This window comes from Marinomonas pontica, assembly GCF_026191375.1.
GTDB lineage: Bacteria > Pseudomonadota > Gammaproteobacteria > Pseudomonadales > Marinomonadaceae > Marinomonas > Marinomonas pontica.
The window spans coordinates 54,672-70,373 of sequence record NZ_JAODTL010000050.1; the positions used below are offsets into that span (position 1 = coordinate 54,672).

A 15,702-nucleotide genomic window follows, 5' to 3' on the forward strand; every position below is an offset into this window, starting at 1 on the left:
GACCAAATTATGACGATTTAATAACTCATTCTATGTATCAGACTTATCGTTCTATTAAACCCTATCTATTTACTGGTTTTATGGCGGTCACTGCGGTGGTTGCATTTGCTCTGCACCAGACCACAGTGACAGCAGCAGCCAATCAATTGTTTATCAGCGAAGTATCGTTTGCCAATAACGATAAGCAGGATTGGATAGAACTCTACAATCCAAGCCTCAACAGTGTTTCCTTGAAGGGCTATTACCTTAGCGACGACCTAGACGACCCCGAACGTTTTCGTATTCCGTTTGATGTCATCGTCCCTGCACATGGCACCGCTTTGTTGCATGGGGAAAAAGCGGAAAATCTACCTATGAATGCGATCAAGCTTAACTTTAGTCTTGGCAATGGTGAAACAGTCACTCTGACCAGTCCAAGTGGCAAAACCCAACTGGACCGCATTGCTTTAATCGCTCCGGCTTCTTACAAAGGCCAATTTTCGATAGGCCATAAAATAAAGAATCCTGACATAGTGGAAATTTCCTATCAGCCAACACCTGGACAACTTGTAGGGGTGACGGCTCGATGAGTAAAACATTAAAAGTTCAGCGTCATGAGGTGAAGTATTACATCAGCTACGCGGATTACGAATACGCGCGCCATCTACTTGCAACCCTCATGCAGCGGGACCCTCATCAAAAAGACGAACGAGGCTACTTCATTCGTAGTCTTTATTTTGATGACGACTATGACACCAGCGTTGAGGAAAAGCTGGACGGGATTGAGCACCGTGATAAATACCGTTTACGCACCTACGACCCAACGCTTAACTGGGTCAAGTTAGAACGTAAGCGCAAGCACAACCAATTTGTGAACAAAAGCTCAGTCCGCCTGAGCAAGGCTGAAGCGCTGCAAATGATCGATGGGGATGTGGACTTTTTACTTGAGAAGGACAGCCAAAGTGCACGTTCTATCTACTTTGATTTAAAACGTAAATTTATCCGCCCGAAAGTGATCGTCGATTACGACCGGGAAGTCTACATGCTCGACTACAACGACATTCGAGTGACGTTTGATAAAAACATCCGCGTTAATACCAGCGATTTAGATCTATTTAACCCGGATCTTGAAACGCAAACTTTGCAGCGCCCGGACACCATCATCATGGAGGTCAAGTTCAATACCTGCTTGCCCTCTTGGTTCTCGACTTTGCTGAAGCTCGATGGCACAACCGCCATGGCGATTAGTAAATATTGCCAAGGCCGAATGCATATGCGCGAGTATTACGGCGACTGATTTATCCCCTTTAACTCATTAACCCTTGAAACAAGACGAAACATCATGGACTCAACTAACCTAAGCCAAATACTCAATAACAGCCTACTCTTTTCGGAAAACACCATGAGTGTGCTGCAGATTTTGTTGTCATTATCGATCACTTTCTTGATGGCAATGTTTATCTATTTTATCTATAAGCGCACCTACAATGGTGTACTGTACTCGCAAAACTTCAACATCACCTTGGTGATGACGGCCATTGCGATCAACGCCATCGTCATCGGCATCAGTGGCAATTTAATGCTGTCTTTGGGCATGGTCGGTGCCTTATCGATCATCCGTTTTCGTACAGCCGTCAAAGATCCTCGCGATACGGCCTTTATCTTTTGGTCCATCATGGTGGGTATCGCCAACGGCGTGGCCTATTACGAGTTATCATTTATCGCGAGCATTTTCATTGCCATCGTTCTCTGGGGGCTGTCACGTTCGGTCACCTTCGAGCCTGCTTACATGCTTATCATTAAGTATCCACGCAGTAGCGATTGGGCGTCTGTACAGAATATTTTAGATGACCGCAAATTGGTCAACAGCTACCTAACCCGCTCTGACACCCTAAAAGGGGACGTGGTCGAACGCGTTACCGAAGTCAAAATTAAGCGCGGTCAGCAAGAACCTCTTCTTACTCAGCTGCGCTCATGCGCGAGCATCAACAGCTGTGTTCTTCTTTCAAGTAACGGCGAATTTACGGAATAATATGATGAAACACCTATCTCGACGTTGGGCCATCGCGCCTTTATATGCAGCCTTGTTCGCAGCCAGCACTCAGGTCTCTGCGGCCAACAATGCCATTGAACTGAATGTGGCACAGCCACCTTTATCGACCCCAGCTATCTTAGTCAAAGACGGCCGTATCCTCATTACCCGCGGTGGTACTTACCGCCTAACGGGACAAAGTGACAACGGTCAAATCTGGGTCAACACAGGGGACGAGAAAGTTACGTTACAGCTGGATAATATCCAACTGTCCAACGCTTACGGGTCTGCTCTGTACCTCGAAGAAGCGGGTGATGTGGATGTCGAATTGATGCCAAACTCCAACAACCGTTTTGAAGACCACAACCACAGCGCGGAGAAAGAAGGCGAAGCAAAACAAAACGCGCCAATTTACTCTAAAGCCGATCTAAAAATCACCGGAGCACCACAAGCCACATTGACCATCGTGGGCCGCTATAAAGACGGTATCGTGAGCAAAGACGATCTTGATATTCGTCGCGCCAACATCAGCATCGAAACCGTAGACGATGGTTTATACGGACAGGACAGTGTCGATATCCGTGACTCTAAGATCCTAATCAAGGCGGGTGACGACGGCATTAAAGCCGACAATGAGGAGCGCGAAGACAAAGGTTTTGTTCACATCGAAGGCAGCGATATTCAGATTTTCGCAAAAGACGATGGCATCAAGGGCGTCCGCAAAGTCGACATTTACAGCGGCAATATTCGTGTCGAGGAATCCTATGAGGGCATTGAGAGTCGTAACATCACGATTCATGGTGGCAATATTTTTGTTAAGTCGGAAGACGATGCTCTGAATATTTCAGATGGCAGTGGCGCCAATGAACCAAGCTTTGGCGAACGCGTGAAAGGCTTTTTCAAAGGCGGTGAGCGTGGTGAACACCCTGAAGGCGAAATGGGCGAACGCCCTCCTCGCGGCGAGCGACCAGAAGGCCAACCTAGTGAACGCCCTCCTCGCGGCGAGCGACCAGAAGGCCAACCTAGTGAACGCCCTCCTCGCGGCGAGCGACCAGAAGGCCAACCTAGTGAACGCCCACCACATGGCGGCGGTAAAGCCAAAGTAGATGGCATCATGACCATCTTAGGCGGCCGCACGCACATTCAATCCAGTGGTGACGGCTTTGACTCGAATGGTGACGCTATGATGAGTGGCGGTGAACTGTTTATCGAAGGCCCAACCAGTGGTCGTGATGGCTATATTGATGTGGATGGTTTCTTCAAACTGACTGGTGGCCGTTTATTTGCCATGGGCAGTGCTGGCATGGCACAAGCCCCTTCTGACGACTCTACTCAGCCAGTTATTCAGATCAACTTAGAAAGCACTTATGCAAAAGGGGCCACCGTCACCATCACCCATGTCGAGAGCAATCAGGTGTTTGAACAAGTGATGCCAATGGACTTCCAATCGTTCACTGTTTCTGAGCCTGAATTCACGCTGGGGCAAACTTACCAAGTGCAAATTAATGGCGAAGACATTACCACTGTCACACTGGAGACCGTCATTACCCGCTTTGGTAATGCTGGACGCGGCGGCCCTAGAGGTGAGCGGGGTGAAAAGAAAGGTTGGTGGTAAGTAGATTGTAGATCTTCACTGTGTCAATCCAGTCTCGTCAAAGATAGGAGACACTATATTCCTATCTTTGACGCGTTTAAATGGAGCTGAAAAATATTCCGAGCCTCCTACTCACTATTGTTTGCCTCTTCTTGTAGAGGTTCAAGCGTAGTGGCACATATTGATGACTTTGATTGACTGCTAAACCTCTTGATGTGGGCCGAAGAGTTCGTAATGAATGCGGTCGGCTTCTACACCAAGGCTGAGTAGTTGCTGTTTCACAAACATCATGAAGCCCACTGGGCCACATAAGTAAAACTCACCATCCGTCAGCGGTAGGCTGTCTTTTACTGCGTCAATTTGCATCATACCGTTCAATACGCCTTGCGCTTCGTTGCCTGCTTGTTCGTACCAAGTGTAAACAGACAGGTTGAGCTGCTCTTTTAGGCTGTTTACGTGGGCGTCAAATGAATGCTGACCTTGATGCGTACAGGCGTGCAAGTAGCTGATGGGTTGGGCGTATTGTTGTTTTGCTAATGTGTCTAACATGGCTTGCATCGGGGTTAAGCCAACACCACCAGAAATCAGCACCACCGGTCTTTGTTTGTCTTGGAAAAAGAAGTCGCCTGCGGGTGGCATGGCTTCTATTTCATCGCCTACGGTGATGTGATCATGCAGGTAATTCGACATGACGCCGGCGATCTCTCCTGTGCCTTCGCGTTTCACGCTGATGCGATAGCTGCTGCCATTTGGCGCTGTAGACAGTGAATATTGACGAATTTCGTCGAACTCGTTGCCTTCTGGGTGCAATTTGATGCCAAGATATTGACCTGGTTGATAGTCGATCACCGCGCCGCCATCAACAGGTTCGAACACAAAGCTGGTAACCAGATCCGACTCAGGTGTTTTTGACGCCACTCGAAAACGACGGAAGTCTTTCCAGCCGCCTTGTTGCGCCGCGCGCTCCGCATATAGGTCGCCTTCTACCTTAATAAAAATACCCGCAAGTTGTGTGTAAGCCGCAACCCACGCCTCTTCTACTTCTTTGGTGAAGGCGTCTGGCGCCAGTTCACGTAGGGTTTCAATCAAGTGATGACCCACAATATCGTATTGGTTTGGTTGGATATTGAAACTGGTGTGCTTATGGGCGATACGCATCACGGCGCTGGTTAGCACTTCTAAGTTATCGATGTGCGTTGCGTAGGCTGCGATAGCATTAAACAGTGCAGCAGGTTGGCCACCCGTTCTTTGGTGTGTCATGTTAAACACATCTTTTAACTCTGGGTTGTGTGAAAACATACGCTTGTAAAAATGCTCAGTAATGGCCGTACCCGCAGACGCAAGAAGTGGGATGGTCGCTTTCACTGTATCTATGTGTTGTTGAGATAACATATTGTGTCCTTTGCTTTAGTAAGTCATAAAACGGGAATGAAATTGTTGAATTGTCTTTACTATTGCGAAGGACGTGCCAAATAAAAAAATTAAAATAAAATCAACATCTTGGGTTTTTATGTCGTGATTTAGAGTCATAATGACACAAAAATAGTAAAGTCTTTATGATCTGATTGAGTCATAATGACCTAACAATAATGAATTGCGAGCGTCCATGAATCAGGTATCCAATAATGCTCTACTGAGCTTTGCACTGGATTTGGCCAGTGCTGTGAATCACCCCAACCGATTTGAACAATTGGTTTATGCCGTGCGAGCCACCATAAACTGCGATGCCGTTGTCTTATTGGCGCATCATCATGGCGTGCTAACCCCGCTTGCACAGCGCGGTTTGTCGGACGATGTGATGGGACGACGTTTCGTGATTGAAGAACACCCACGACTACGCGAAATCTGCGCGGGGCATTATCCAGTACGTTTTCCCGCACATTCGACCTTGCCAGATCCCTATGACGGCATGGTACTAGGCCACGACGAACAGTTGCCCGTGCATTCTTGCATGGGGGTTCCGCTTTACTTAGAAGGAAAATTGATTGGCGTGGTGACGCTGGACAGTATTTTGCCTGGTGTATTTGATGACATTGATGCGCGCGCTTTAGAAATTATTGGCGCCATGGCGGCCATGACATTGAACACGGCGATGTTAATGGAACAACTGGAAAATCAATCTCAACATGCTCAAAACGTATTGAAAGTAATGGGCGAACAAAGCCGTGAGATGATAGGTCAAAGCAAGGCGATGCAAGACCTCAAGCAGTCAATTAATTTGGTTGCCTCATCGGATTTTTCTATCTTAATCGAAGGCGAAACGGGCGTCGGCAAAGAGCTTGTTGCACGTGCGCTTCATGAGCGCTCTAACCGATCTGACGCGCCCATGGTGTATGTGAACTGCGCCGCCATTCCGCATCATCTTATTGAAAGTGAGCTGTTTGGCCATGTCAAAGGCGCGTTTACTGGTGCGGATCGAGACCGAGACGGTAAGTTCTTGTTAGCTGACGGTGGCACCTTATTATTGGATGAGATTGGCGAACTGCCGTTAGAAGTACAAGGTACCTTGCTCAGAGCGATTCAAAATCAAGAAATCCAAGCCGTCGGTAAAGATCAGATTCGCAAGGTAAACGTGCGCATCATTGCCGCAACCAACCGACACTTGGAAACCGAAGTGGTCGAGCATCGTTTTCGTGCCGATTTATTCCATCGCCTTAGCGTCTTTCCTATTCAAGTTCCTGCCTTGCGCGATAGACAAGGCGACATTGCTTTATTGGCTGGCTTCTTCGCCGAACGCTTTCGCCGAAAACTGGGATTGCAGCAACTGACGCTATCGCCCGCCGCGATTCAGTTATTAGAAGCGTATCACTGGCCAGGTAATGTTCGAGAACTAGAGCACGTCATCTCTCGCGCCGCGCTTTTCGCCAAAGCGGACAATGCAACAGGTATTACAGTTATTTCATCAGCGCATTTAACTGGGTTACAAATCGATGATAGTTTCCAAGAAAAGATACAGAAAAATGAACTGGAGCCGCTGCGCTTAGAAAAACACAAACCAATCGATTTGCGTTTAGAAACAGAAACTTATCAACGAAATCTAATCCGTAAAGCGCTAGAAGAAAATCAAGGAAATTGGACCAAAGCCGCTCAGCAGCTGTCTATGGACCGCGCCAACCTAGCGCGCTTAGCGAAACGCTTGGGGATCGTCGTTGCCAAAGAAGTGCGTATTTAGACCCCCTCCTAGCCTCCCCCTTCAAGACACAAGGGGGGAGGAGCTAAGATTTTTTGTTCCCTCCCCTTATCTTCAAGGGGAGGGTTAGGGAGGGGTTGCAAGTTCTTAGTTATGCCTCGCCGCACTCACTTGACGAATGCGCTCGGCCGGAAAAGCGAGCTGAGGCAGCAAATATGCCTTCAAATCTTCTGGATAATCCAATTCATCGAGCGCAGCGGCCATGCAGTTTAACCACATGGCTTTTTCTTTTTCGGTGACGATTAAGTGTGCGTGTGCTTGAGGTAAGCTAATTGGCCCATATTTTTTCGAGAATAACTTTTCGCCGCCCATCCAACCGGACAAAAAAGACACCAGCTTGTCGATGGTCAGTTCGATATTGCTAGGATGCATATCAAACAGTGGCCGAAACTCAGGTGTGTTTTCCATAATGCGATAGAAGGTTTCAACCAAGGTTTGTAGCCCCGTCAGCCCTCCAACGGCTTGTAACGTGGCGTCGCCTTCTCCGTAAACGGGTGTACTGGAAGGCGTCATCTTATTCGCTGTCTTTGGGTTGGTTTTGTTCTTTCTTGGCGGTTTTTTCTTTGTCCATCTTGATCGAGTTACGATAGCCGCCTAACGCGGCCAATGCGCCAATAATGAAGCTCATATACAGAGGAATTTGGAATAACATTGTGATGCTGATGAAAACGCACCCGACGGCTAAGCCTTCAATAAAGGGCTTTAATTGTTTTGGCATAAGGTTGCTCCAGCGGCAAAAAATAAACGCGAGTTTAGCAAATTTCTGCGATGATGTGAGCCAGATTGTGGAAAAAAGCACCACTTATCCAACATTAGCCGTGTTGAATATTTCCAACGATTATGGGCGATCGCTTTGTGGGTAAGTTGATCAATAGTGCAAAAAACAGTCAAGAGTTGACTTTTATCGGTGGAAAACCCTGAAATCTTGGAAAAAATGCCGCTCAATGTGAATAACTGCTATGATTTTCCACAAAAATTTTGTGTCGATAATTTGTGTTTGATTGAACTTTACCCACAGAAAATAAAGTATCCACAAAATAGAGCCAATAACTAAAAAGCATAACGACAAGCGAGACATGAATGTCGAAATTATCCTTACAGGCCATTTCCGGCTCATATCGTGCGAATATCGTACTGAATCGTAAAATTTGGCGTATGGCGTGGCCTCCTATGGTGTCGAATATCACAACGCCGCTCTTGGGCTTAGTCGATACGGCGGTGGTTGGGCATTTAGGCACGGCAACGCATCTTGCGGCGGTGGCGATTGGCGCGAGCATTTTTAGTTTCTTGTTTTGGGCGTTTGGCTTTTTGCGCATGGGCTCGACGGGGTTGACTGCACAAGCTCTCGGTCAGGGCGATGAACGACGCGTGCGAGAGCTGCTTCTGCAATCGATTTTGATGGGCGTTTTTATCGGGCTCATGCTGATTCTATTCCGAGCGCCCTTGATTGATTTGGCGATTACCTTGATGGAGCCCAGCGAGGAAGTCGAACCTTGGGCACGTTTGTATTGTGAAGCGCGGATTTTCAGTGCGCCAGCGGTGCTCGCCGGCTATGCCTTAATGGGTTGGTTCTTTGGCGTGCAGTATTCCAAAGGGCCGCTGTGGATGCTGCTGGTGATCAATGTCGCTAACATGATTCTCGATTACGTCGCCGTTTATGGATTGGGCATGGCGAGTGACGGCGTGGCGTGGGCAACGGTGTTTGCGCATTATATTGGCGTCACGGTCGCTGGCGTATTGGCGTGGCATAAGTTAAAAGGCTTTTCCGGTCATGTGCCATTACGCGTTTTAGTTAAATGGCGTGAATACATGGCGTTGGTGAAAGTGAATCGCTATTTGTTTGTACGCACGATTCTCTTGTTATTAGTGATGTTATTTTTTACCGCACAAGGTGCTCGACAAGGGGATTCTATTCTTGCCGCCAACGCGGTTTTACTGACATTTTTGATGATTATTTCTAACGCCTTGGATGGCTTTGCTTTCTCGGTGGAAGCTTTGTGTGGTGAATATTATGGTCGCAAAGACAAAGCCAATTTTAAGAAGGTTATTCAGCTTTCTACCTATTGGGCGCTGTTTGCCGCAGTTATTTTAATGCTGATATTTTGGCTTTTTGGTAATCAAATCATTGCCTTACTAACCAATGTACAAACCGTGCGAGACGATGCGGCTCTGTACCTACCTTGGTTGATCTTCTTTCCTCTGTTGGGTATTTGGTCCTTTATGTTGGATGGCATTTTCATTGGCACAACCAGCGTAAAGCAAATGCAAAACACCATGATCATTTGTGTCGTCGGCGTGTTTTTCCCTGTGTGGTTTATTAGTCAAGATCTTGGTAATCATGGCTTATGGCTTAGCCAAGCCATGTTGTTTTTCGCCAGAGCCATCACCTTGTATTGGTGTTATCTGCAGAATATGAAGAAAAACGTTTGGTTCGCGGATGCTTAAAGTTTCTTACTGGCTATAAAAGGCGCTGTTAACAATTGAAATTTTTCTGGCGACTGGGTTTGTTACCATGCGGTGATGTGTTTTTTACAGCCACCAAACATGGAGGAAATTCAGTATGTCGAAGCATTTCTTAAGCGAGTTAACGGGGTCTTTTGCCACGCCAGCCTTAGAAAACCCCACGGGCGTGATGATGGAAGCCGCGTATCGAAATTTGGGTTTGGATTGGCGTTATATTAATTGTGACATTCAGCCTGAGGACCTTAAAAACGCCGTATTAGGTGCGAAAGCCATGAATTGGCGCGGTTTTAATTGTTCAATTCCTCATAAAGTGTCGGTTATTGATCACCTTGATGAGTTAGGCGAGTCAGCTCGTATCATTGGTGCGGTTAATACTGTGGTGAACCGTGATGGCAAGCTAGTTGGTGAAAATACGGACGGTCGTGGTTTTGTTGAATCCGTTAAATCTAGCTTAGAGTTGACCAATATACGTGTGGTTTTGTTCGGCGCTGGTGGTGCGGCACGAGCGGTTGCGGTTGAACTGGCCTTGGCTGGCGTGGCACACATAACCATTGTGAATCGCAACCAAGAGCGCGGCGAAGAGCTTGCCAAACTGGTTGCCGATAACACGTCGGCTGGCGCGGAATATCATGCTTGGATAAAGCAATATCTGATTCCTGCCGAGACGGATTTGGTGATCAATGTGACGTCGATTGGCTTATATCCCAATGTGGATGCAGAACTAGATATAGACACAGATTCAATTAAATCTAGCATGGTAGTTGCAGATGGAATTTTCAATCCACCTGAAACGCGATTGATTCAAACCGCGAAAACTAAAGGCTGCACGACGGTCAATGGCTTGGGGATGCTTGTCCAACAAGGCGCAATTGCTTTTGAATATTGGACGGGAAAAGTCCCTTCAATTGACGTTATGAAAGCCGCATTGAGTGATGCTTTGGACATTACAGATCTGGACAGCAATGATCTGGAAAGGACAGAAACATAATAGTCACTGGAATCCCCAAAGATTGTTTACAACGGGTTCTGGTGCTCGTTTCTGCGTAACGAGCGCTGGATCCGCGTTTCTTCTTGGCGCATTTTCAATAAGTTATCTTCCACGAAAACCAAATGCGTATGCGCCGCCGTGCGAGCGGCTTCGGCGTCGCCATCCATGATGGCTTGATAAAGGTTGGTGTGTTGTTCCATTACGCGCTGTCGAGCGGCTTGCTTCTCAAATAGATTCCTTAAGTTACTCGAAATGCTTTTCGCCAACATGGCGTGCAAGCTGCGAAGTGTGTGAAGCAACACCACATTGTGCGCCGCTTCCGCGATGGTCATGTGAAACTCCACATCGAGCTTGGCTTCCAAAGCGAAAGCTTTGTTTTGGTTGGCTTCTATCAGCTGATTAAAACAATGCGTCAGCTTAGTTTTGTCTGCATCGGTACTGCGCAGCGCCGCGTAGTAAGCGGCGAGACTTTCTAGCGCATCGCGAAATTCCAATTGGTCGTATAAAAACTCATCGTGGGAACTGATCAAATCTTGCAGCGGATCGGCAAAGGAAGTTCCTAGCTGCTCGGAAACGTACGTTCCGCCGCCATGACGACTGAATAATACACCGCGAGCGATCAGTTTTTGAATGGCTTCCCGCAACGAAGGACGAGACACCTCAAAGCGCGCTGCCAATTCTCTTTCCGGTGGCAGTTTTTGCCCCGCCGTAAAACTGCCTTCTAAAATCATGCTTTCGAGCTCTTTCATGATGATGTCGGAAATTTTAGGCTGCTTAACGCGACCAAAGTGATTGGATTCCATGACTTTTCCTAAAAATGTATTCTATAAAGTTGGCTTTAGCACTTGCTGTGCATAAGTTTAAAAGTGGTAAAACCAATTGATCTTGCTGCTAAAATTCACGAAATATCGACTAAACTATCAGTTGACAAAGTTTATCTGACTTCTTACTGTGCCTTATATTTAAAAGGTAAATTGGTATTACCAATTTGTCTAGCGTTAATTTTTAGTATGAAGAATAAAAAACAGGCGACTCGCCGTGGGACTTCTGATGAACACAGCCACCACTGATAAAGACTCAATTGCTCATAAAACGGCTCAATATCGCGATGTGTATTTTGCTTTGAAAGACGCAAAAAGCGGCGCGATTGAGGAATCTCGATTGATTCGTGATCCACTGCGTACCTTGGCGTATGGCACGGATGCGAGTTTTTATCGGTTGATTCCGCAGCTGGTAGTGCGAGTCGATAACGAAGCGGAAGTGCAGTTGGTGCTGAAAGAAGCCAGAAAGCGCAATTTGCCAGTGACATTTCGAGCGGCAGGAACGAGTTTGTCTGGGCAAGCGGTCACCGACTCCATTTTGATGCAATTGTCTGATAACTGGAAAGGCCATCGGATCCACGAACACGGCCATCATATTTCACTTCAACCAGGTATTATCGGTGCGCGCGCGAATCAACTATTGTCGCCCTTTCAGCGTAAAATCGGCCCAGACCCCGCCTCTATCAATGCTTGTATGATTGGTGGTATCGCTGCCAACAACGCCAGCGGCATGTGTTGTGGCACAGCGCAGAACAGCTATCACACTATCCAAAGTGCGCGTCTGATTTTTGCCGATGGCTCTTTGTTAGATACCGCGGACGAGGCCAGCCGTTTGGCGTTTGGCAATCGCAACGCTGACTTGCTCGATACGCTCAATCGTTTGTCTAAAAGCGTGCGGGCTAATAGCGAATTAACTGAAAGAATTAGACACAAATACCGTTTAAAAAACACCACAGGATACAGCTTAAACAGCCTAACCGATTACCATGATCCGTTTGATATCTTGCTGCATCTGATGATCGGTTCCGAAGGGACTTTGGGCTTTATCAGCGAAGTTACCTATGAAACCGTGGTCGATCACCCTATTAAAGCCGCGGCGATGATCTTCTTTGAGGATATGGAAGTCACCTGCCGAGCGGTGACGGCGTTAAAAAGCTCACCGGTTTCTGCGGTAGAATTGATTGACCGTGCTGGTTTACGTGCCGTGGAAGGCAAACCTGGGATGCCCGAACTGTTGTCGTCTCTTGGCTCACAAGCGGCGGGTTTATTGGTCGACGTACGCGCTGCAAATGCCGAAGAATTAGAAGCCAATTTGGCCTTGGTGAAACAAGCGTTAAGCGGCCAAGCAACACTGAACCCGATTGAATTTACCCAAGACAAAGTCATCTACGATTCCTATTGGAAGATTCGCAAAGGCTTGTTCCCTGCCGTTGGTGCGGTGCGTCCTGTTGGCACCACGGTGATCATCGAAGACGTGGCCTTCCCTGTCGAAAAACTTGCCGAAGGCGTTTTGGAGCTACAAGGCGTGTTTCAAAAACACGGTTATCGTGAAGCGATTTTGTTTGGTCATGCGTTAGAAGGCAATTTGCACTTTGTCTTTACCCAAGGTTTTGATGATCCGAAGGAAGTAAAGCGCTATGAACAACTGATGGACGAAGTCGCGCAATTGGTCGCGGTGAAATACAAGGGCTCGTTGAAAGCGGAACACGGCACAGGCCGTAACATGGCGCCTTATGTGGAACTGGAATGGGGCAAAGCAGCCTACGACATCATGTGGGAAATCAAGCGTGCGTTTGATCCGCAAGGCTTGCTGAACCCCGATGTAATTTTGTCGCACAATGCCAACTTGCATGTCCAGAATCTCAAACCCTTGCCAAAGGCCAGTGACAAAGTCGATACCTGCATCGAATGTGGCTTTTGTGAATCCTCTTGTCCATCCAAATCCATTACCTTAACGCCTCGTCAGCGCATTGTGATGTGGCGCGAGATTCAGCGATTGACCGCAATGGGTACAGATCCGAAGCGTCTTACTGAACTGAAAAAAGACTATGATTATCAAGGCGTTGATACCTGCGCTGGCTGTGGCTTATGCTCGATGCAGTGTCCCGTTGGCATCAATACCGGCGATTTAACCCGTGAACTTCGCCATGATCGCCATCCTGAAAGCAAAGTCGGTTACTGGATTGCCGATCATTTTGAAGGCGTCACCAAAACAGCAAAAGTTGGCCTCAACCTTGCCAGCGGCACGCGTCGCATTATTGGCGATTCAGGCATGACAACCATTAGTTCAGCGATGAATAAAATTTCCAATGGTGCTGTGCCGAAGTGGCATAAACAGATGCCCAACGCCGCGTCATCTTTGAAGTCTATTCCTGTCTTGCAATGTGATGATATGCAAAGCAATGACCTACAAAAAGAAGTCATTTACTTCCCTAGCTGTGCGACTCGTGTCATGGGCGCGGGGCCGAATGCCGACGATAAACGCTCCGTCATGGAGGTGATGTTCTCTGTATTTCAAAAAGCAGGCTATAAAGTCACTGTACCTAATAATATCGACAGTCAATGCTGCGGTATGGCGTTTCAGTCCAAAGGGCAATTCGACGCAGCCAATCAAAAAGCCAACGATCTCAACACGTTACTGCTAGCGGCGAGCGATAATGGCCGAATCCCAATCGTCTGCGATGTCAGCCCTTGCTTGCTACGAATGCAGGAAAGCCTTGATCCTTGTTTAGAACTTCATGAGCAAGTTGGCTTTGTATCGGCTCATGTCATGCAAAATCTCACGGTGAAGGAAAAGCTCGGTAAAATTGCGCTGCATGTAACGTGCAGCACAACCCGTATGGGACTCGCCGACAGCTTCGTGCAACTGGCTCACCAACTTGCCGATGACGTGGTGATTCCGCCAGACATTACCTGTTGTGGATTTGCTGGCGACAAAGGCTTTTCCACACCCGAACTCAACGCCAGCGCCTTGAAAACCCTAGCCAAAGCCGTAGAAGGCTGTGAAGCAGGCTACTCCAACAGCCGTACTTGCGAGATCGGCTTATCGGAACACAGCGGCATCGAATATCAATCCATCGTCTATCTGGTGGATCAATTGTCTGAGTCCTCACCCGCCTAGTTAGCCGCTCAGTCACGCTTATCAAGAGGACGTTTTGCTTGCGTCACTGACGTCGTCAGCGCAAAACGTCCTCTTGAAACGCTTGAGCAGTTCGAAACTATCACTTATTTAGCGAATGTCACCAGATCAACATCTCGCGGATGTTTGCGCTTTAGCGCCGGAGCGAGAGTTGATCTGGTGACCGAGCTAACTACAAGCGGCTCCATTAAAGGCGAGTGAAAAACCTTAAAGCATAAACGTCGAGTACAAGCCAAATCCGCAGACGATGAGTAGCGCCCAGCCGACGAATTGGAAGAAGACGGGTGTTTCGGCTTTTTGAATGCGGTTATGGAGTTTTTGCCCAAAGACGTGGCCAAGCAAGGCGCAAGGCAGTAACCAAAGTTGATGGATCAGTTGTAGGTCGATGTCTGCGATGAGGAATGACACCATTTTGATCATCACGAGGATAAACCAAAGTACAAATAAGGTATCGCGCAGTTGGTGGCGTGGGACTTTGGTGGCGAAGACGGAGACGATGAGCGGTGCGCCGATTAAGGAGGTGCCGCTGACGTAACCGCCAAGCATAAGGAAAATGGTGTCGAGGAATTTGTTGTTGGTATAAAACGGTTTATTCAATATGTAAGACACAGCAAAAACGGCGACGATGACAAAAATCACGCCGGTGACTATGTTGCCAGGTAAGGTTAATAAGCCAAATACGCCGATCAGTTTCGGCACTATCATGATGCCGAGGGCTTTTTTTAAATAACCCCATGCAATGTTGCCCTGTGCTTCTTGTGGTGCTTCGCCCCGCTCTGCTGCGAGCTTGGCTTGTTGTTTTGTCACTCTTGATCCTTGCCACGCAATCCAGCTAGAAAACACCAGAAGGTGGATGGAAATAATCGGTAAAAATAACAGAGGATCGTTTTTTACCAACAATAGGAAAGGCAAAGCGAGTACGGCGCCGCCAAATCCTAAGCCACTGCGGACAAAGCCGCTCCATATAAAAATGGCGCCGATTAAGGCGTATTGCCACCAGAGTAAGTGTTCCATGAGCACCCTTTGTCGTTAGAAGAATAAATGATAAGGGTTAGTGTAACCAAAGTTGCTGTTGAAGAAATTGCTGTGTGAGGTTTCGTGCGAAGTTTATTTTGAGAAATCAGTATATTTACGCATATTGTTGTTTTCTAATATTGAGGTGACCTTGAGTCGGTTAACTGCTTTTTGTCGGGGCACTTTATTGATCGGTACGAACGATAGAGAGATGAAAAGCGCATTAGGAGAGAAAAATGAAGCACAGAATTATATTTGCGATGTTAATGTCGTTTACGTTATCGCTGGTGATGTCGGCATGGATTACCTATGTGAACATTGGAGTAAGATCCGACTTTGTGTCTATTTGGATGCATGCATGGGTCTTGGCGTGGCCGGCTGCAGGGATAATTTCGTTTATTGCGGGACCGTTTCTGCACGGTTTGGCGCATAAAATAGCGGCCAAGCTGTAAGCACAAAAAAACGCGACGAGCTTTGGGTTG

Annotated in this window: 14 protein-coding genes; 9 read left to right on the forward strand and 5 right to left on the reverse strand. The window is 47.4% G+C overall.

The window, feature by feature from the left end:
- Positions 1–32 precede the first annotated feature (32 nt).
- From N5P32_RS13830 to N5P32_RS13845, 4 genes are read left to right on the forward strand one after another with little or no spacing between them, the layout of a single operon-like run.
- Complete coding sequence (locus N5P32_RS13830; protein WP_265729616.1) at positions 33–569, forward strand: lamin tail domain-containing protein; 537 nt, start codon at positions 33–35, stop codon at positions 567–569.
- A complete protein-coding gene (locus N5P32_RS13835) occupies positions 566–1,276 on the forward strand; it encodes a polyphosphate polymerase domain-containing protein (protein ID WP_265729617.1) in 711 nt (236 codons plus the stop codon). The genes N5P32_RS13830 and N5P32_RS13835 overlap by 4 nt, the downstream gene beginning before the upstream one ends.
- A 45-nt stretch (positions 1,277–1,321) precedes the next feature.
- Positions 1,322–2,011 carry a DUF4956 domain-containing protein gene (locus N5P32_RS13840; RefSeq protein WP_265729618.1) on the forward strand — a complete coding sequence of 230 codons (690 nt, stop codon included), beginning with the start codon at positions 1,322–1,324 and terminating at the stop codon, positions 2,009–2,011.
- A gap of 1 nt (position 2,012) precedes the next feature.
- Positions 2,013–3,626, forward strand: coding sequence for a carbohydrate-binding domain-containing protein (locus N5P32_RS13845; RefSeq protein WP_265729619.1), 1,614 nt, complete (start codon positions 2,013–2,015; stop codon positions 3,624–3,626).
- Between the two features lie 180 nt (positions 3,627–3,806).
- Here the strand turns inward: N5P32_RS13845 and hmpA are convergent, their stop codons facing one another.
- Positions 3,807–4,997, reverse strand: a complete 1,191-nt coding sequence (hmpA, locus tag N5P32_RS13850; RefSeq protein ID WP_265729620.1) for an NO-inducible flavohemoprotein — start codon at positions 4,995–4,997, stop codon at positions 3,807–3,809.
- Positions 4,998–5,211: 214 nt separating this feature from the next.
- Between hmpA and norR the strand changes: the two genes are divergently transcribed.
- Positions 5,212–6,777, forward strand: a complete 1,566-nt coding sequence (gene norR, locus N5P32_RS13855) for a nitric oxide reductase transcriptional regulator NorR (protein WP_265729621.1) — start codon at positions 5,212–5,214, stop codon at positions 6,775–6,777.
- Between the two features lie 105 nt (positions 6,778–6,882).
- Here the strand turns inward: norR and N5P32_RS13860 are convergent, their stop codons facing one another.
- Both N5P32_RS13860 and N5P32_RS13865 read right to left on the reverse strand, forming a co-directional pair.
- On the reverse strand, positions 6,883–7,308 hold the full coding sequence (locus N5P32_RS13860) for a group II truncated hemoglobin (RefSeq protein WP_265729622.1): 426 nt from the start codon (positions 7,306–7,308) through the stop codon (positions 6,883–6,885).
- A gap of 1 nt (position 7,309) precedes the next feature.
- The gene (locus N5P32_RS13865) at positions 7,310–7,513 is read right to left on the reverse strand and encodes a hypothetical protein (RefSeq protein WP_265729623.1); all 204 of its coding nucleotides are present in this window, start codon (positions 7,511–7,513) and stop codon (positions 7,310–7,312) included.
- 437 nt (positions 7,514–7,950) lie between these two features.
- Between N5P32_RS13865 and N5P32_RS13870 the strand changes: the two genes are divergently transcribed.
- Complete coding sequence (locus N5P32_RS13870; protein WP_265729670.1) at positions 7,951–9,240, forward strand: MATE family efflux transporter; 1,290 nt, start codon at positions 7,951–7,953, stop codon at positions 9,238–9,240.
- A 115-nt stretch (positions 9,241–9,355) separates the two neighbouring features.
- On the forward strand, positions 9,356–10,246 hold the full coding sequence (gene aroE, locus N5P32_RS13875) for a shikimate dehydrogenase (protein ID WP_265729624.1): 891 nt from the start codon (positions 9,356–9,358) through the stop codon (positions 10,244–10,246).
- A 26-nt stretch (positions 10,247–10,272) separates the two neighbouring features.
- On the opposite strand, the gene N5P32_RS13880 is transcribed toward aroE, so the two are convergent.
- On the reverse strand, positions 10,273–11,049 hold the full coding sequence (locus N5P32_RS13880) for an FCD domain-containing protein (RefSeq protein WP_265729625.1): 777 nt from the start codon (positions 11,047–11,049) through the stop codon (positions 10,273–10,275).
- A 247-nt stretch (positions 11,050–11,296) separates the two neighbouring features.
- Between N5P32_RS13880 and N5P32_RS13885 the strand changes: the two genes are divergently transcribed.
- Entirely contained in the window at positions 11,297–14,188 is a 2,892-nt protein-coding gene (locus N5P32_RS13885) for an FAD-binding and (Fe-S)-binding domain-containing protein (RefSeq protein WP_265729626.1), read from the forward strand.
- Positions 14,189–14,413: 225 nt separating this feature from the next.
- Here the strand turns inward: N5P32_RS13885 and N5P32_RS13890 are convergent, their stop codons facing one another.
- Positions 14,414–15,220, reverse strand: coding sequence for a TSUP family transporter (locus N5P32_RS13890; protein WP_265729627.1), 807 nt, complete (start codon positions 15,218–15,220; stop codon positions 14,414–14,416).
- A 236-nt stretch (positions 15,221–15,456) separates the two neighbouring features.
- Between N5P32_RS13890 and N5P32_RS13895 the strand changes: the two genes are divergently transcribed.
- Positions 15,457–15,672, forward strand: coding sequence for a DUF2798 domain-containing protein (locus N5P32_RS13895; RefSeq protein WP_265729628.1), 216 nt, complete (start codon positions 15,457–15,459; stop codon positions 15,670–15,672).
- Positions 15,673–15,702 lie beyond the last annotated feature (30 nt).